The 17,063-nt window shown below is 73.6% G+C and carries 18 protein-coding genes; 9 read left to right on the top strand and 9 right to left on the bottom strand.

Annotated features, from left to right (window positions below):
• Positions 1 to 10: 10 nt before the first annotated feature.
• A complete protein-coding gene (locus AAH991_RS11980; protein WP_346225845.1) occupies positions 11 to 1,189 on the top strand; it encodes an acetate/propionate family kinase in 1,179 nt (392 codons plus the stop codon).
• An 87-nt stretch (positions 1,190 to 1,276) separates the two neighbouring features.
• Positions 1,277 to 1,675, top strand: coding sequence for a TIGR02611 family protein (locus AAH991_RS11975; RefSeq protein ID WP_346225844.1), 399 nt, complete (start codon positions 1,277 to 1,279; stop codon positions 1,673 to 1,675).
• A 3-nt stretch (positions 1,676 to 1,678) separates the two neighbouring features.
• Here AAH991_RS11975 and AAH991_RS11970 read toward each other — a convergent pair whose 3' ends face one another.
• From AAH991_RS11970 to AAH991_RS11960, 3 genes are all read right to left on the bottom strand, one after another.
• Positions 1,679 to 2,851, bottom strand: a complete 1,173-nt coding sequence (locus tag AAH991_RS11970; protein WP_346225843.1) for a M20 metallopeptidase family protein — start codon at positions 2,849 to 2,851, stop codon at positions 1,679 to 1,681.
• 50 nt (positions 2,852 to 2,901) lie between these two features.
• Positions 2,902 to 3,222, bottom strand: coding sequence for a GroES family chaperonin (locus AAH991_RS11965; RefSeq protein ID WP_346225842.1), 321 nt, complete (start codon positions 3,220 to 3,222; stop codon positions 2,902 to 2,904).
• Between the two features lie 62 nt (positions 3,223 to 3,284).
• Entirely contained in the window at positions 3,285 to 3,881 is a 597-nt protein-coding gene (locus tag AAH991_RS11960; protein WP_346225841.1) for an RlpA-like double-psi beta-barrel domain-containing protein, read from the bottom strand.
• 347 nt (positions 3,882 to 4,228) lie between these two features.
• On the opposite strand from AAH991_RS11960, the gene AAH991_RS11955 reads away from it, so the two are divergent.
• On the top strand, positions 4,229 to 4,777 hold the full coding sequence (locus tag AAH991_RS11955) for a DUF1349 domain-containing protein (RefSeq protein ID WP_346225840.1): 549 nt from the start codon (positions 4,229 to 4,231) through the stop codon (positions 4,775 to 4,777).
• Positions 4,778 to 4,874: 97 nt separating this feature from the next.
• On the opposite strand, the gene AAH991_RS11950 is transcribed toward AAH991_RS11955, so the two are convergent.
• On the bottom strand, positions 4,875 to 5,270 hold the full coding sequence (locus tag AAH991_RS11950) for a winged helix-turn-helix transcriptional regulator (protein WP_346225839.1): 396 nt from the start codon (positions 5,268 to 5,270) through the stop codon (positions 4,875 to 4,877).
• 96 nt (positions 5,271 to 5,366) lie between these two features.
• Between AAH991_RS11950 and AAH991_RS11945 the strand changes: the two genes are divergently transcribed.
• Positions 5,367 to 6,014 carry an NADPH-dependent F420 reductase gene (locus tag AAH991_RS11945; RefSeq protein ID WP_346225838.1) on the top strand — a complete coding sequence of 216 codons (648 nt, stop codon included), beginning with the start codon at positions 5,367 to 5,369 and terminating at the stop codon, positions 6,012 to 6,014.
• Here AAH991_RS11945 and AAH991_RS11940 read toward each other — a convergent pair whose 3' ends face one another.
• Positions 6,015 to 7,043 (bottom strand): endonuclease/exonuclease/phosphatase family protein, encoded by a 1,029-nt coding sequence (locus AAH991_RS11940; RefSeq protein ID WP_346225837.1) that lies wholly within the window; start codon positions 7,041 to 7,043, stop codon positions 6,015 to 6,017.
• Positions 7,044 to 7,139: 96 nt separating this feature from the next.
• Here AAH991_RS11940 and AAH991_RS11935 point away from each other — a divergent pair, with 96 nt between their 5' ends.
• Positions 7,140 to 8,390: an ArgE/DapE family deacylase gene (locus AAH991_RS11935; protein ID WP_346225836.1), complete on the top strand. Its 1,251-nt coding sequence runs from the start codon at positions 7,140 to 7,142 to the stop codon at positions 8,388 to 8,390.
• Positions 8,391 to 8,397: 7 nt separating this feature from the next.
• On the opposite strand, the gene AAH991_RS11930 is transcribed toward AAH991_RS11935, so the two are convergent.
• Positions 8,398 to 10,785, bottom strand: coding sequence for a helicase-associated domain-containing protein (locus AAH991_RS11930; RefSeq protein ID WP_346225835.1), 2,388 nt, complete (start codon positions 10,783 to 10,785; stop codon positions 8,398 to 8,400).
• 421 nt (positions 10,786 to 11,206) lie between these two features.
• Positions 11,207 to 11,716, bottom strand: a complete 510-nt coding sequence (locus tag AAH991_RS11925; protein ID WP_346225834.1) for an ATP-binding protein — start codon at positions 11,714 to 11,716, stop codon at positions 11,207 to 11,209.
• A 155-nt stretch (positions 11,717 to 11,871) separates the two neighbouring features.
• Here AAH991_RS11925 and AAH991_RS11920 point away from each other — a divergent pair, with 155 nt between their 5' ends.
• The 3 genes from AAH991_RS11920 to AAH991_RS11910 all read left to right on the top strand — a co-directional run bounded on the left by AAH991_RS11920 (position 11,872) and on the right by AAH991_RS11910 (position 13,381).
• A complete protein-coding gene (locus AAH991_RS11920; protein WP_507185144.1) occupies positions 11,872 to 12,738 on the top strand; it encodes a Sco1979 family transcriptional regulator in 867 nt (288 codons plus the stop codon).
• Positions 12,739 to 12,972 carry a DUF397 domain-containing protein gene (locus AAH991_RS11915; protein ID WP_346225832.1) on the top strand — a complete coding sequence of 78 codons (234 nt, stop codon included), beginning with the start codon at positions 12,739 to 12,741 and terminating at the stop codon, positions 12,970 to 12,972.
• A 133-nt stretch (positions 12,973 to 13,105) separates the two neighbouring features.
• Positions 13,106 to 13,381, top strand: coding sequence for a hypothetical protein (locus AAH991_RS11910; protein ID WP_346225831.1), 276 nt, complete (start codon positions 13,106 to 13,108; stop codon positions 13,379 to 13,381).
• 71 nt (positions 13,382 to 13,452) lie between these two features.
• On the opposite strand, the gene AAH991_RS11905 is transcribed toward AAH991_RS11910, so the two are convergent.
• Positions 13,453 to 14,034, bottom strand: coding sequence for a histidine phosphatase family protein (locus tag AAH991_RS11905; protein WP_346225830.1), 582 nt, complete (start codon positions 14,032 to 14,034; stop codon positions 13,453 to 13,455).
• A 114-nt stretch (positions 14,035 to 14,148) separates the two neighbouring features.
• Between AAH991_RS11905 and AAH991_RS11900 the strand changes: the two genes are divergently transcribed.
• Complete coding sequence (locus tag AAH991_RS11900; RefSeq protein WP_346225829.1) at positions 14,149 to 15,006, top strand: Gfo/Idh/MocA family protein; 858 nt, start codon at positions 14,149 to 14,151, stop codon at positions 15,004 to 15,006.
• On the opposite strand, the gene AAH991_RS11895 is transcribed toward AAH991_RS11900, so the two are convergent.
• Positions 14,969 to 16,243 (bottom strand): acyltransferase family protein, encoded by a 1,275-nt coding sequence (locus tag AAH991_RS11895; protein ID WP_346225828.1) that lies wholly within the window; start codon positions 16,241 to 16,243, stop codon positions 14,969 to 14,971. The two genes, AAH991_RS11900 and AAH991_RS11895, sit on opposite strands and share 38 nt — an antisense overlap.
• Between the last annotated feature and the right edge of the window lie 820 nt (positions 16,244 to 17,063).

The raw sequence follows: 17,063 nt of genomic DNA, 5'->3' as shown, positions 1-17,063 counted from the left end.
AGGGGGAACAGTGAGCGGGCAGGTCCTCGTCCTCAACACGGGGTCGTCGTCGATCAAGTACCGCCTCATCGACATGGGGACGCGCCGGGCGGTGGCCGGCGGGCTGATCGAGCGCATCGGCGAGGACGAGAGCGTGCTCACCCACGACGGCGTACGCAGTGAGCGCCGGGTGGCCGACCACGAGGAGGGGCTGAAGGCGGTGCTGGCGGCCTTCGCCGAGCACGGGCCGCCGCTCGACGCCGTGACCGCCGTGGGGCACCGGGTCGTCCACGGCGGCAGCCGGTTCGTCACGCCCGTGCTGATCGACGACGCGGTCGAGCGGGCCATCGAGGAGATGGCGCCCCTGGCGCCGCTGCACAACCCGGCCAACCTGGAGGGCATCCGGGTGGCCCGGCGGGCCTTCCCCGCCCTGCCGCACGTCGCCGTCTTCGACACAGCCTTCCACGGCACGATCCCGCCGCACGCGCACACCTACGCCGTCCCCCGCGAGTGGACCCGGAAGCTCGGCGTGCGCCGCTACGGCTTCCACGGCACCTCCACGGCGTACGTCTCCCGCCGGGCGGCCGCGCTGCTGGGCCGGCCGTACGACGAGGTGAACTCGATCGTGCTGCACCTCGGCAACGGCGCGAGCGCGACGGCGGTGCGGGCCGGGCGCAGCGTGGACACCTCGATGGGCATCACACCGCTCGCCGGGCTGGTGATGGGCACCCGTTCCGGGGACGTCGACCCGGCACTGGGCGCCTACCTCGGGCGGGTCGCGGGCATGGACCTCGCCGGCGTCGACGCGGCGCTGAACAAGGAGAGCGGCCTGCTGGGCATGTGCGGGGCCAACGACATGCGCGAGGTCTGGCGGCTGGCCGACGCGGGGGACGAGGACGCCCGGCTCGCCCTCGACGTGTACGGCTACCGCGTGCGCACCTACATCGGCGCCTACTACGCCGCGCTCGGCCACGTGGACGCCCTCGTCTTCACCGGCGGCGTGGGGCAGAACAGTCCCCGGGTCCGCGCGCTGGCGGCGACCGGGCTCACCCGGCTGGGCATCGAGATCGACCCGGGGCGCAACGACGCCGAGTCGGCGCAGGCCCGGGTGATCTCCCCGGAGGGCGCCGAGGTGACGGTGCTGGTGGTGCCCACCGACGAGGAGCTGGAGATCGCCGAGCAGACCGCCGCCTGCCTGGCCGGCGCGTGAACGCGGCGATCGCCGCCGCGGTCATCGGCTGGCTAGTGTGGGCAGCGAATGGGGGTGAGCCGTGTGGCGACGGCTGAGGACAGTCGTATGGGCGGTGAACGGGGGGCCTCCGATCCGCCGGGATGGCTCGACCGGATCCGCGCGACCCCGGCGGGCCGGCTGACGCTGCGGATCGTCATCGGGGTGATCGGCGCCGCCCTCGTCGTCACCGGCCTGATCATGGTGCCCTTCCCGGGGCCGGGCTGGCTGGTGGTCTTCGCCGGGCTCGCCGTGCTGGCCACCGAGTTCGCCTGGGCGTCCCGGCTCCTGGAGTTCGCCAAGGACAAGGTCAGGGCGGCGACGGACTGGCTCAAGCGGCAGAACTGGTTCGTCCGCATCGTCGCGAGCGCGCTCACCCTGCTCTGCGCCGGGGCCATCGTCTGGGTGTCGGTCCGGCTGACCCTCGGCGTCGATCTGATCCAGGAAGCCCGCGAGCTGCTGAGCTGACCGTCAGACGCGGGCCAGCCTGCGGATGGCCAGTTCGCTCAGCAGCGCCGCGCCGTCGGACAGGATGGCGTCGTCGAACTCCGCCTCGGCCGAGTGGTTGGCCGGGGCCGTGGCGAGATCGCGATCGGGCGGGCAGGCGCCGACCACGAGGAACGCCCCCGGCACCTGCTCCAGCACGTACGAGAAGTCCTCCGAGCCGGTCGCCGGAGTGGGCAGCGGGAAGTAGCGGTCCTCGCCGAGGGCCTCGCGCACGGTCCGGGCGGCGAACTCCGCCTCGGCGTCGTCGTTGACGGTGACCGGATAGCCGATGCCGAAGGAGCAGTCGACGGACAGGCCGTGCGCCTCCCCGATGCCGCGGGCGAGCCGGACCAGGCCCTCCCTGACGCGGTCGCGCGAGCCGGCCGAGAACGTGCGCACGGTGGCCTCGAAGACGGCCTCGTCCGGGATCACGTTGTCGGTGGTGCCGGCGTGGAAGCTGCCGACGGTCACCACGACCGGGTCGAACACGTCGTAGCCGCGGGTGACGTGGGTCTGCAGGGCCGTCACGACCTCGCAGGCCGCGGGGATCGGGTCGAGGGCGCGGTGCGGGGAGGACCCGTGGCCGCCTCTGCCGCGCACGGTCACGGTCAGCGTGTCGGCCGCGGCCAGCACGGGCCCGCCCTTGGTCAGGAACAGCCCGCGCGGGATCGTCGTGGAGAAGACGTGCATCCCGTACGCGGCGACGGGCCTGGCCCCCGCCGCGTCGAGCACGCCTTCCTCGATCATCAGGCGGGCGCCCTCCTGACCCTCCTCGCCGGGCTGGAACATCAGCACCACGTCGCCGGCGAGGTCGGCGCGCCGCTCACTGAGCAGGCGCGCGGCTCCCACCAGCATGGCCGTGTGCAGGTCGTGGCCGCAGGCGTGCATGCGGCCGTCGAAGCGCGACCGGTAGGTCAGGCCGGTCTTCTCCTGCACCGGCAGCGCGTCCATGTCGGCGCGCAGCAGCACGGCGGGACCGGGGCGGCCGCCGCGCAGCACGGCCGTCACCGACGACAGGCGCTCACCGGTGGTGATCTCCAGGGGCAGGCCGGCGAGCGCCGCGAGCACCTTCTCCTGCGTGCGGGGCAGGTCGAGGCCGATCTCCGGCTCCCGGTGCAGCGCGCGGCGCAGCTCGACGAGGTCGTCCTGGAGGGTCATGGTCCACCTTCGCCGCGAGGTCGGGAGGTCAGTGGGTCACAGAGGCGGGGTCAGAGGTAGAGGCCGGTGCCGTGGTCGGTCTGCTGCGTCGCCACGGCGTGGAGGTCGCGCTCGCGCAGCACCAGGTAGAGCTGGCCCTGGACCTCCACCTCGTACTGGTCCTCGGGGTTGAACAGGACCTTGTCGCCGGGCTTCACCGATCTGACGTTGGCGCCGGCGCCGGAGACCTCGCCCCAGACGAGCCGGTTGGCCATCTTGACCGTGGCCGGGATGACGATGCCCGCGCTGCTGCGCCGTTCCTCAAGCTCCCGCTCGACCTTGACCATCACGCGGTCGTGCAGCATCTGGATCTCGAACTTCGGGTCAGCCACGCTCGCAGTGTACGCGGAGCGGCCGCGGGCACCGTCATCGGAGGTTCACCGGCGGCGGGGGCTCACTTGCGGCCCATGGCCAGGTCATAGCCCGTTCCCGAGCGGCGGTAGACGCCGCCCTTGCCCCACTCCAGCACCTGGAACCGTACGTGGACGGTGTTGGAGGCGACGCCCGTCAGGTCGGCCATCATCTTCTCCGACAGGTCGACGATCGCGGGGATGTCGTGCTGGGCCACGGCCCACTCGGCCGGGCCGAAGTCCTCGACCACGCCGATCGCGCTCTTCCCCTTGTAGGTGATCCGGACCTTGGTGCCCAGGGGCCAGTAGGGGCTGGCGACCGTCCTGTACCGCATCGGCTTGCCGGAGGCGGTCTGGGCGTCCCAGAAGGACGTGGCGGTGGAGACGCCGGAGGGCAGGGAGGCGGCCTTCTTCATGTCCTTGTACGCCGTGCGGAGGGTCGCGTTGAACGCCTCGACCAGGGAGGGCAGGTCCAGGGAGGCGGCCTCGGCCGGGGCCGGGCGGACGGCGGCCACCGGGGAGAGCGGCACGGAGGAGGGAGCCTGCGGGATCACCGAGGCCTGCGCGGCGGTGGCCGCGCCTGCGACGAGCGTGGTCGCGGTCATCGCCATGGTGATCGCCTGACGGGCTCGCTTCTGCATGGGCTTCCTTTCGTCTCACTCGCGGGGCGGCCCTCGGGGGAAGAGGGCCTGGCGTCGTCGAGGAGTCCCGGCTCGGCGGGCTCCGTGCGCGCCCGGGCACGGCGGAGCGGCCCTCGAAGAGGGCGGGGAAGCTCCGGAGGCGGGCCGCGCGTCCCCTGGGAGAGGGGATGCGACGCTGATGCGAGATATGGGATTTATGGGGCAAAAGGTGATGCGATGCACGAGTATAGGGAAAGAGGGAGTAAAGCGGACAAATCGATCTAAATTCAAGGTAGATCGTCCTTGACGGAGGGCCTCGGAAACCGCTCTCATGGCAAGATCGGTCAAAGCGACGACAAGGGGGCGGCATGGCGTTCGAGGGCTTCACGTGGATCAACGAGCCCGCGGAGTGGTCCCGGAGCGAAGAGGGGCTGCGTGCCGTCGCCGGCGCCCAGACCGACCTGTGGCAGACGACGCACTACGGCTACTCGTACGACACCGCGCACATGTTCGGCCGCCAGGTCGCCGGGGACGCCCGGCTGACCGTGACGTTCGAGGCCGGCTACGCCGAGCAGTACGACCAGGCCGGGGCCGTGCTGCGGATCGACGAGGAGAACTGGATCAAGGCGGGGGTCGAGTTCGTCGACGGCGGCCACCAGCTCAGCGTCGTCGTCACCCGGGGCTTCTCCGACTGGTCCGTCACGCCCGCGCCCGGCGGCCTCGTCTCGGCGACGTTCGACCTCGAACGGACCGGCGACGCGGTGACGGTCCGCTACGGCGTGAACGGCGCGGAGCCGGAGCACATGCTGCGCCTGGCCTACTTCCCGCCGCAGGCGCCGGCCCTGGCGGGCGTCATGTGCGCCGCACCCGTGGGCAAGGGCTTCGAGACCCGCTTCACCCGCGTCTCGCTGACGTAGGCGTCACGCGGCCGGCCATCACTGCCGCGAGACGCCGGCGCGCCGCGTCGACGCCTTGCTCAAGCGACCACCCGTCTGAACCGGCCGCTTCGAGAACTCACGCGCCGGTGCGGCGCCGCCCGCGGTCCCGCGCCGTGAACCGGTCCTGGGCGTCGAGCACGGCGTCCCCGTAGGACGCGGCCCACCTGCCCATCGCGCGCATCGGGGCGAGCAGCGCGGCGCCCGCCTCCGTCAGCGCGTAGTCGACGCGCGGCGGCGCCTCGGCGTACGCCCGGCGTTCGACCAGGCCGTTGTACTCCAGGCGCCGCAGCGCCTCGTTGAGGACCTTGGGGCCGATTCCGCCGATCCTGGCCAGCAGCCGCCGTGGCCGCATCGGACCGGCCTCGCCGAGCGTGTAGACCACGACGCTGTCCCAGCGGTTCGCGAGCACCTCGAACGCGAGTCGCGCCCGGCAGTCGGAGGTGTACGCCGGATCGTCGGGGAGCGTGTCCATGGCCTCATCCTGCCGCCTCCGAAGGACACCGAATGGTGTGCGCCGGTTCGCCTAGCGTCGGGGACCGGCACGGCGATCACCTCGGACGGAGACATCATGCGGATCGGCATCCTCGGCACCGGCGCGATGGCCACGTCGCTGGGCGGCGCGTGGGCACGCGCCGGGCACGACGTGCTCGTGGGCGGACGCGACCCCGCCGCGGCGGCCCGGGCCGCGGCGCGCGCCGGCGCCGCGAAGGACGGCACGCTCGCGGACGCGGCGGCACACGGCGACCTCGTCCTCGCGGCGGTGCCCGCGGACGTCGCGCCCGGGGTGGCGGGGGAGTTCGCCGCCGTGCTCACCGGGCGGACCGTCGTCGACTGCACCAACCCTCTCGCACCGGGTCCCGGCGGGCCGGCGCTGACGACGGGCGGTACGACCTCGGTCGCCCGGCTGATGGCGGACGCCGCGCCCGGCGCCCATGTGGTCAAGGCGTTCAACCTGTGCCACGAGAGCATCTGGACGCTGCCGCGGCCGGTGTTCGGCGGAGCTCCGCTCGCCGTGCCGTTCTGCGGCGACGACCGGGGGAGCCTCGACCGGACCGCCGCGCTGATCGCGTCGATGGGATGCACGCCGATGCCCTGCGGGGGGCTGTCCCGCGCGGTCCACCTCGAGGCGACCGCGGCGTTCGCGATCGGCGTGTGGTGGTCCGGCGCGGAGCCGCGGTTCGCCTTCCCGGCGTCGGAACGGGCGCCGCGATCGTGATCAGGTGCCCGTCGCGGGCAGGACCAGCTCGGCGAAGATCGCCCGGTGGTCGGTCACCGGCAGCCGGTGGACGCCGAACGCCCGCACGGCGACGCGCGGGTCCACCAGGATGTGGTCGATCGTGACGGGCGGCACCGGCAGGCCGCTGAAGTCCCACGGCCGGTACGGCCAGGTGCCGGCCAGGCCGTTGCCGGTCGCGTCGGCCGCGTCCCGGTAGCCCGCGTCGAGCAGGCGCCGGACCCTGGCGTGGTCGAGCGTCGCGTTGAAGTCCCCGGACAGGATCTGCACGCGCTCGCCGGGACCGGGCAGCGAGGCGAGCGACCTCGACCAGCATCCGAACCGGACCGCGTAGCGGGGCGCGCACGGGTGCACGGACACCACGGCGACGGGTCCGGCGCCGGGCACCTCGACGATGCCCGCCGCCTGCCGGCGGGCGTCGGAGGCCGTGAGCTCCTCCGGCCGGAGGGGGAACCGCGTGAAGAGCCCCGAGCCGGCCGAGCCCTCCTGGGCCCGATCGTCCGCGTACGGCAGGAGCGTGGTCAGGCCCGCCGCCCGCAGGCCCGCCGCGGCCTGCGGGGTCAGCTCCTGCAGTGTGAGGACGTCGGGGCGCAGCCGCCGCACCAGATCCACCAGCGCGGCGGGCGGGACGGAGCCGTAGAGCAGGTTGGCCGACAGGACCCGCAGGACGGGGCCGGTGGCGCCGGCCGCCCGCACGCCCGCGGCGGCCGGGTCGTGCGGGAACGGGTCGGACAGCGCGCGGGGCAGCACGCAGGCCGCCAGCGTCGCGGTGACCGCCAGGCCCGCGACCAGCGCCGCCCGGCGCCGCACGAGCAGCGCGACCAGCGGTGCGACGACCGAGGCGAGGGCGACGTACGGCGTGAAGGCGACCAGTTGCACCCATCGGAAGTGGACGTCGCCGGGCGTCAGCCGCAGCAGGGCCCACAGCGCGAACGGCGCGACCGCGAGCCACGCGAGCAGACCGCGCCAGATTCCCGGGCGGCCCACCCAGCCGGCTGTCAGTCTCGCCATCCTCGGATCCCTTCGTGAAAGATCCACTGTACGACGCGAATGCACGTGCATCCGGGGCTCCGCGCCGGTCCGGGGAACTGTCGTACAGTCTGCGGCATGGATGCCGAAGCGAGAGTCCTGGACGCCATCGACGAGGCGGCGACCGTGAACCTGCTGGCCGACCTGGTCCGGGTGCCGAGCGTCACCGGCACCGACGCCGAGTCGGACCTGCAGGACCGGTGCGCCCGCATGCTCACCGAATGGGACCTCGACGTCGACATGTGGAAGCTCGACCTCGACGATCTTCGCTCCCGTGAGGGGTTTCCCGGCATGGAGGCGGAGCGCGCCGAGGGATACGGCGTCGTCGGCGTCACCGAGGGCGAGGGCACGCCCGCCTTGATCCTGCAGGGGCACGCCGACGTCGTGCCGATCGGCGACCCGGGCAAGTGGGAGGGGCAGGACCCGTTCGGCGCCCGCCTCACCGCGACCACCCTGCACGGCCGGGGCGCCTGCGACATGAAGGCCGGTCTCGCCGCCAACCTCGCCGTCGTGCGGGCGCTGCGCGCGGCCGGCGTACGGCTGGCGCGTCCCCTGGCCGTGCACTGCGTGGTCAGCGAGGAGGACGGCGGGCTCGGCGCGTTCGCCACCCTGGCCAGGGGCCACACGGGGGAGGCGGCCGTGATCACCGAGCCGACGAGCGGGAAGCTGATCACCGCCAACGCCGGCGCGCTGACCTTCCGCCTGGAGGTCGCCGGCCGGGCCGCGCACGGCGCCACCCGCTACGAAGGGGTCAACGCCGTCGAGGCGTTCGTGCCCGTCCTCCAGGCCGTCCGGCGGCTCGAACGCGAGCGCAACGCCGCCCCCGGCCCTCTCTTCGAGGGCAACCCGCTGCCGTACCCGATCGAGATCGGCACCGTGCGCGCGGGCGACTGGGCGAGCACGGTGCCCGACCTGCTGGTGGCCGAGGGACGGCTCGGCGTCCGGCTCGGCGAGGACCCGGCCGCCGCCCGCGTCGCGCTGGAGAACGCGCTCGCCGAACTGGACGACCCCTGGCTGCGGGACAACCCCGTACGCGTCACCTGGCCGGGCGGGCAGTTCGCCAGCGGCCGCCTGCCCGAGGGACACCCGCTGGCGGAGGAGGCGGCCCGGGCGGTGGCCGACGTGACCGGGACGCCGCCGGGCCGCACCGCCGCGCCGTACGGGAGCGACCTGCGCCTGTACGCGGCGGCGGGCGTGCCGACCCTGCACTACGGGCCGGGCGACGTCCGCTTCGCCCATGCCCCGCGGGAGCAGGTCGAGCTGCGGGAGGTCCGCGACGTCACCCGCGCCCTGGCCCTGCTCGTCCTGCGCCGATGCGGCGTCCGCTGAAGGTGCGTCAGCAGTCGGCGGTGACCGAGGCGATCTCGTTGAGCGGGAACTCCAGGTAGTCGCCGGCCTCCTCGCACCACGCGTCGAGCACGCCGCTGCGCAGTTCGCCGTGGCTGACCGTGGCGGTGACCCCGTCGGCCAGCGTGATCATCGCGCGGACGTCGCGGTCCACGACGAAGCCCAGCAGCGACTGCTGGGCGGCGGGAAGCCTGGTCGCCATGCGCCCGATGACGGCCCAGGTCTGGCGGGGCTGCGCCGCGGCGGCCACCGGGCCGCCGCTGACCAGCAGCCGCCGGGCGTGCTCGCGCGGGTCCGGCGGGGGCTCCAGCAGGGGGCCGGGAGGTTCGAGCTCGGCGACCCGCCCCCCGGGCAGGAGGATCAGCCGCCCGCCCTGCGGCTCGCGCCGGATGGTGATCTCCCCCGTGTCGTCCACCGGCACCGGGGCGTAGCCCGCCTCCCTGAGGGCGGCCAGCGTCGTCTCGGCGGGCGCCGCTCCGGCGAGCACGGTCGGCGCCAGCAGCCGAAGGCCCAGCTTGGCCAGTTTCCGGTGCGCGGCGATCTCGGCGAGCAGCCCGGGGTCCGAGCCCTGCACGATGCAGCCCACCGACGACACCGTGACCTCGCCGTGCCGCCGGGCCACGTCCCTGATCAGGTAGGTCAGCGGCTGGGGGAGCGCGCCGGCCTCCGACAGGTCGGCGATGAGCGTGTCGGCCGTGTCCCCGCCGTCCAGGGCCCGCCGTACGCTCGCGGGGCTGAACCGCCACACCGAGGCCGCGCCCTGCGACTCGCGGTCGGCGGCGCGGTCCAGGAGCGCGGCGAGCTCGACCGACGGCGGGCCGGTCACCACCGCGGTGAGGTCGGCGCCGAACAGGGCCGTGCGCCGCGCGCTCGCCATGGCGTGCGTGGCGGCCTTCGCCAGCGCGGGATCGTGCTCGACCTCGGGCACGCACTCGCGGCCCTCGTCCCCGGCCACGCCGGCCAGCGGCGCGAGCGCCCGGCCGAGGCCGGTGAGCGCGTCGCAGGCGACGAGCCCGAGCAGGCGCGCCTCCTCCAGCACGGCCGCCGCGCAGCCGTCCAGCAGCTCCCGGTCGAGCAGCGGGGCCCGCCAGTGCACCCGCTGCACCAGCTCGCGCAGCGTCGCGAAGCCCCTGTCCTCCGGGATCTCGGCGAGCGCCGCGAACAGCGCCCACCGGATCCTGGCGATCGTCTCGCCGGCCGGGTCGTCGCCGAGCGCGGCGGGGTGGCGGCCCTCCACCCGGCGCAGGGACGAGCGCTCCATGCGCCACCAGGCGGCCAGCAGGACGCGCAGCCGCATGGGCGCCTCCTCCAGCCGCCAGGCGTCGTACCGGCGGGCGGGGGTCAGCCCGCCCGCCTCCTCGTCGACCGCGATCAGCCGGGCGACCGCGCAGATCTCCAGCAGCAGCCGGGTCTCGTCCTCCGTGCAGCCGGTCTCCCTGGCCAGCCGCTTGATCTCCCGCACTCCGACCCCGCCGTTCTTGAGCAGCGGCAGCGGCGTCTTGTCGACGTTCTCCAGCAGCGCCGTGGCCCGGTCGAGCACGTGCGGCGCGGCCAGGCACATGGCGTGCTCGGCGGCGTCGGGGTCGCCCGCGGTCGTGGCCAGGTCGGGCGGGTAGGGCGTGAACGGCCCGCGGTAGTCGGGGCCGCGCAGCGCCAGCGCGACCTCGCGGGGCATCTCGGCCAGGTCCCACTGGGTGCGGAAGAGCAGGCCGCGGTCGAGGGCCCACTTCTCCGGCGTCCCCGGGGTGATGAACCGGTTGCCGTTCACGCTGCGGACCGGGCCGTCCCACGCGAAGTCGTCGAGCATGCCGAGCGTGCCGTCGGGGGCGTCGTCGAGAAGCGTCCCCAGGCGCTCGCAGTCGCCGAGCAGCGCGGTGATCCGGGCGATCACCTGCCGCCTGCCGCCGTGGGAGGGCAGGTCGAGCACGTGGCACATCCGGCGCAGCGCGTCGGTGCTGAGCTTCCAGGAGTCGAGGTACGCGCCGAGCGGCTCGCCCAGGCCGCAGGGCGCGGTCCACCAGCGGGCGACGGCGTCGGCGACCGTGATCCTGCCGTCACGGCCGGGCCAGGCGACGGCGTGCTCGTAGAGGTGGTCGAGCCAGGGGATCACCGCGGAGGTGCTCACTCCGAGGAAGCGGGCCAGTTCGTCCTCCGTCGGACGGCCGCCGACGACCAGGCACGCCTGAAGGAGCTCGAGCGGGGGGAGGGGGAGGCCGCGCATGACCTCCATGACGGCGAAGGTGTCGGTCAGCCGCTGCGCGAGGGCGTCCAGGCGCCGGGGCCACGGCGCGGCGAGCGCGTCCGGGCGGTTGGCCAGCACGCGGGCCAGCCTGTCTTCGTCAAGACCGGTCAGCCAGCCGATTAGGTGATCGTCCATCGTAGGTCTCTCGGGAGTCCAAGGAAGCCACCGTAGTGCAGATCGGGGTCTCGCCGGGGTCCGCGGGCGGCCGAAGGGCGCAAAGTCACGAATCCCGGGATCACGACATCTCTCCGCCGATCGATGGGGAGTGAGCACGCCACCGGGCCGTCACGGCCCGGTATCAGCACATCATCGCCTGTCCCGCCCGGGTTCGGGGCGTGTTCCGGGGAATCCGGGCCGCCGGCCGGAGGGCGCTCCCATGCATTCCGGGCTGCACGGGAGCGCTCTTCGGCCGGCGGACCGGGATCGCAGACAGGCAGATGTGGCGGTCGGGTTAGGTTTTCCGGTGCCCCTCGCGGGAGAGCGGCCATCGCTTCACGCGGGCGGCGGAGGGCCCCGGCGAAGCGCGTGGCCCCGCCGTCCGGCCGCCGGCCGGTGGTCAGGCCGCCAGTACGGCCCACACCGCCTTGCCCTGCGGGACGAGCGGGCACCAGCCCCAGCGCACGCTCAGCGACTCCACGATGTGCAGCCCGAGGCCGCCCGGCTCGAAGGGGCTGGGGTCCCGCAGCACCGGCGCCGCCGATCCGGGATCGGTGATGGCGCAGGTCACGTGGCCGCCCCGCCGGATCAGCGACAACCGCATGGCCTCCCGCACGCGGCTGTCGGCGAGCACCATGCCGTGCCGCAGGGCGTTGGTGACCAGTTCGGAGACGACCAGTTCCATCCCGTCGAGCAGGTCCGCCAACTGCCAGCCCGCGAGCGTCCCGGCGGCGAAGCTGCGCGCCGAGTGGACCGACTCCGGGCGGGGCGGCAGGACGAAGGTGGCGCTGGCGGTGGCCGACCCGGGGGCGAGGAGATCGCGAGCGGGCTCCGGCCACCAGCCGATAGGCGGCCACCAGTCGAGCGCCGACCACTGGTTCTGGCCACGAGTCAGGTTCGTGGACTGCACGGGATCATGATGAGGGACACTCCTGTGCATGTGCAAGGGCGAATGCACGTGCAAGCGCGTTGTGCAAGCGCTACGGTTACCCCCGAACACCACTGGGACGAAGGGGGCGATCTTTGACAGACTGTGAACCAGTCCACAAAGCGGAGGAATAGCACGTGTCCATAGATCCGCCCGGATCCGGTTCCACCGTTCGACGCATCATGCTCGGTGCGAGCCTTCGCCGGCTGCGCGAGCAACGGGGACTGACCCGTGAGGTCGCCGGATTTCACATCCGTGCCTCGGAGTCGAAGATCAGCCGGATGGAGCTCGGCCGGGTCGGGTTCAAGACACGTGACGTCGAAGACCTCCTCACGCTGTACGGCGTCCACGACGACGACGAGCGGCGTGGCCTGCTGGAGATGGTCCGCGAGGCGAACACGCCCGGGTGGTGGCACAAGTTCGGCGAGGTGCTGCCGAACTGGTTCGTCACCTACATCGGCCTGGAGGAGGCCGCCAGCGTGATCCGCACCTACGAGGTGCAGTTCGTGCCCGGCCTGCTGCAGACGGCGGAGTACGCCCGGTCGGTGATCCGGCTCGGTCATCCGGACGCTCCCGAGGACGAGCTCGAACAGCGCGTCCATCTGCGGATGCAGCGGCAGGAGCGGCTCACGCGCAAGGACGGTCCCCGGTTGTGGGCCGTCATCGACGAGGCCGCGCTCAAGCGGCCCATCGGAGGGAGTGCGACGATGCGCGAACAGCTCCAGCATCTGCTGGAGGTGTCCACGCTGCCCAACATCACCCTTCAGGTGATGCCCCTTCGCTACGGGATGCACGCGGCCGAGGGAGGCGCGTTCACCATCCTCCGCTTCCCGGAGTCCGACCTTTCGGACGTGGTCTACGTCGAGCAGCTCTGGGGTGCGCTCTACCTGGACAAACGTGAGGACATCGATCCCTACCTCACGGCCATGGAGCAGCTGTGCGTGGAGAGCACCACGCCCGGCGGCACTGCCGAGATCCTCGGCGAACTTCTCAGAGAGACATGAATGCAGACATATAACGGGATGCCCGCAACCGACATCGCCGGGGTGACCTGGCGGAAGAGCGCCCACAGCAACTCGACCGGCAACTGCGTGGAGCTGGCCGAGCTCCCCGACGGCAGCGTGGCCGTCCGCAACTCCCGCTATCCCGACGGGCCGGCGCTCATCTACACCCGCGACGAGATACGGGCCCTGGTGCTCGGGGTCAAGGACGGCGAGTTCGACGGCCTCCTTGTGTGACCGGCCTTCTGGTATGACCGGCCCTCTGGTGTAACCGTGTTCATCCGCTTCTCACGGGCGTAACAACGCGACGCGGGAGGCGTAACACGGATGCGGCACAGTGAGTCCCAGGAAAGCTCACAAGGGGGACCCCGTGCTGGACCAGATGACTCTTTATCCGGTGGCCGACGACGTGCTGATCGCACCCGGAGGCCGTGTGGTGATCCGCACCTACGGCGTCGCCTCGCCGGTGGACCCGGCGGACGGGCGGCCCAGGCCGGTGGCGTACCGGACGTGGGTCACCGGGGTGCGGGAGCAGCCCAGGTACTGGCGGTGGGGGCACTTCGAGGACGCCCGGCGCGGCCACCGCAAGGTCCTGGAGTGGCTGACCGGCCGAGGACCGCAACCCCAGCCGGTCGCCCAGGTTTGACCGTCACAGGGCGATCGCCGCAGCGTGATCGCCGGAGCGTGACCGTTACGCGTGGTCGTCGGAGGGTGCGTTCAGGCAGGCGCGTTCCAGCGCAGCAGGACGGGCTCGTCGCCGTGCTCGTGCCCGAGGACGGAGTAGGTCCCGGTCTCGAGGCGGAAGTACCTGCCGTGGTCGGCGGGCAGCCCGAGCCAGCGGGCCGTCAGCACGCGCAGCATGTGCGCGTGCGCCACCACCAGCACGTCGCCGTCCGCCGACCGGATCCGGGCGAGGACCTTGTCCGCCCGCTGTCCCACGTGCTCGACGGTCTCACCCGGGTGCGCCTCGTCTCCCGGGACGACCCCGTCCCGCCAGACGTACCAGCCGGGACGTGACCTGCGGATGTCGGCGGTGGAGACGCCCTCGTAGCCGCCGTAGTCCCACTCCCACAGGTCCGGGTCCACCTCGTACGGCCCGGCGCCGGCCAGTTCGGCCGTACGGCGGGCCCGCTGCGCGGGACTGACGAGGACCAGCGCGAACGACCGGCCCGCCACCAGGCGGGACAGGGCGCGCGCCTCCTGTTCGCCGTGCGGGGTCAGCGGCAGGTCGGTGCGGCCCGTGTGCCGCCCGGCCCTGCTCCATTCGGTCTCGCCGTGCCTCAGCAGGATGACGTTCATAGGGGCTACATCTTGCCCGTACGGCCGGATCCACGCGCGGCGGCCCCCTTGACCGTGCGGCGGCGGCCTGCAGTAGGGTCCCCGCGGAGAGGGGGCCCTATGGAGCCGGTGCGGGTGGGACTCGTCGGTGCGGGACCGTGGGCGGAGATGGTCCACGCGCCCGCCCTCGCGGCCGGGCCGCACACGACGCTGTCCGGGGTCTGGGCGCGCAGGCCCGAGGCGGCGCGCGCGCTCGCGGACGCCCACGGCGCGCCCTCCTTCGAGCGGCTGGAGGACCTGTTCGCGGCGTCCGAGGCGGTCGCCTTCTGCGTGCCGCCCGCCGTGCAGGCCGAGCTGGGTGTGCTCGCGGCCCGGGCGGGCAGGGCGCTGCTGCTGGAGAAGCCGCTCGCGGCCGACCTCGACGGCGCCCGGCGCCTGGCCGGGGCGATCGAGGAGGCGGGGGTGGCCTCCCAGATGATCTTCACGTTCCGCTACTCGGCGGCCACCGTCGAGTTCCTGGACCGCGCCCGGCTCATCGAGCCCTTCGGCGGGCACGCCGCCAACATCTCCGGCAGCCTGCGCGGCGGCCCCTTCGCCACCCCCTGGCGGCTGGAGCGCGGGGCGGTGCTCGACGTGGGCCCGCACACGATCGACCTGCTCGACGCCGCGCTCGGCCGGGTGGTCGCGGTGAGGGCGCACGGCGATCCGCTCGGCTGGGTCGGCCTGCTGCTGGAGCACGAGGGCGGCGCGGTCAGCGAGGCGTCGCTGTGCATGGCCGCCGAGGGCGAGACCCCGCCCAGCCGGATCGACGTGTACGGCCGGCGCGGCAGCGCCTCGCTGCTCGGCTCCGACCTCGGCGACGTCTTCCCGGAGGTGGTCGGGCAGTTCGCGCGGACGGTGCGCGACGGCGGCGGGCATCCGCTCGACGCCCGCCACGGCCTGCGCCTGCAGGAGGTCATCGACGACGTGGAGCGGCAGCTGCGGGCCGGCTGACCAGGGCCAGCCCCGCGGCCAGGGCGGCGGAGGCGATCAACGGCGCCGGGCCGGGCGCGAAGCCGGTGATCGTGAGGGTGAGCAGCGCGCCGCCGACGAGCGGGGCGGCCACGGGCACGTGCCGGTGGGCGGCGGCCCCCACGGGCTCCTCGAAACGGCCGAGCAGCGCGGTCAGCGCGACCAGGACCAGCGCCAGGGCGGCCAGCCACAGGGGTACGGCGCTCCACCAGGCCGCCGAGCCGGCGTGCGGGGTCGCCAGCCCGAACCCGAGGGTCGCCACACCGGCGACGGTGACCAGCGCGGTCATGTGCCACAAATAGACGGTCATCATGCGCGGCGCGAGCGCGGTGAGCACCGCCTCGGCCCTCGGCCGGGCGGCCAGCGCGTTCAGCGCGGGCCGCAGCAGCATCGCCAGGCCGAGCTGGCCGGCGAACAGCGCCAGCAGGCAGACGCTGGGCGGGGCCATGTTCGAGATCATCCCGGGCATCCCGATCATGCTGGCGGGGTAGGGCCCGGTCACCACGAGTGCCGCCACCATCGCGAACCCGGCCACCGCGAGCCCGGCGGCCCGCCGTCCCGTCAGCCACTCCAGGCCGCCCTCGGCGTACCGGAACCCGACCTGGTGGACCGCCAGCCAGACGAACGCGACGTTGAGATACCCGGCGGCCTCCAGACCGGAGAACCGGACCACGTCCGCAAGCACCGCACCGCCCGCCAGGACCGGCAGGGCCACCCCGGCCCGCACCCGCAGCAGATGCGGCGTGGCCACCACGGCCAGCAGGTAGACCGCCAGGAACCAGAGCAGCTGGCCGACCGTTCGCGCGGCCACCTCCACCGGCTGCGCGGGCACCCCGAGCGCGATCAGGAGGTGGGGGAGCGGCAGCCACACGACCGCGAGGGGCACCACCGGCCAGGCCAGGCGGCGCACGCGCCGCGCCGTCCACTCCCGGGCCGTCCCGCCCCGGCGGGCCGCGGACCTGAAGCTGATCGCGTTGGCCGCGCCCCCGGCGAAGAAGACCAGCGGCATGACCTGCGAGATCCAGGTGACATACGGAACCGCCGCCAGGGCGTTTCCCGTGGTCAGCCGCCCCTGGGCGTACGACAGGACCGGCATCGTCCAGTGCTGGACGACCACGAGGACCATCCCGAAGACGCGCAGGACGTCGATGAAGCGGTCCCGTGGCGCGGGTGCGGCCGGGGCCCTTTCCGGAGCGGGGGGAAGCATGGTCAGGGACATGGGGGACGCCTTCGCTGTGTCGGCCGGCGGACTGGTGAGCCTGCGGGCGGCGGGGCCGGGGCTGGGGTTCCCCCGGTGCGCGGTCTGTGGAGCTCGGGTTTTCGGGGCCCGGGTCTGCGAGGCTCGGGGTTCTCGGGGTTCTCGGGGTTCTCGGGGCTCGGGTCTGCGAGGTTCTGCGGCCTCGGAGTCCCGGTCCCGCCGGGCACGTCAAGCGTCCCGCCGCGGCCCCGGCCGGCACAGCGACGCGGTCCCTACTTCCGATCATGGGCGCCCCCCTACCACCGGGGTAGGGCCAGCCCTACCGTCCCCGGGAACGCCCAGGTGACGGAAGGGAGGAAGGCGGCCGTCCGTGCCCGTGGCGCGGTGACCAGGCCGGGACGGGACCGCGCCGAGGGTTCGGACGAAGGGCGGGCGCCCGAGGCCCGGCCAGAACGGCGCCGGCGAGGGGTGGAGCGGCAAGCACAAGCACCACGGCGGCAACGTCCAGGTGCTGTCCGGCGCCCGGCCTCCCCACCGTGCTCGGCACACCCGGCCTCTCGCGTCGTAAATGGCAGGCCCGGTTCAGGGACCAGGCATCGGCAGGAGGCGCGATCGCCGCGAAGGCGCAATTCGGCCGCCCGTCGAAATTCTCCGATATCACGAGAAATCTATGGGATGCGCGATCTCGATTGGTGGATTAGTCTGGCCTGGTTTCCGGCACTTCGCCGTTCGAGCATCGCCGGAGGTAGACCGGTCGTTCGTCCTATACAGGCGCCCGCGAGGAGAGAATGGATCTCGAACCGCTCGCGAGCGCGACGACGCGATCCGGAGGCCGGCCCGC

This window comes from Microbispora sp. ZYX-F-249 (assembly GCF_039649665.1).
GTDB lineage: Bacteria > Actinomycetota > Actinomycetes > Streptosporangiales > Streptosporangiaceae > Microbispora > Microbispora maris.
Note: the sequence above shows the minus strand (reverse complement) of the source record. Positions and strands in the feature narration are given on the sequence as shown.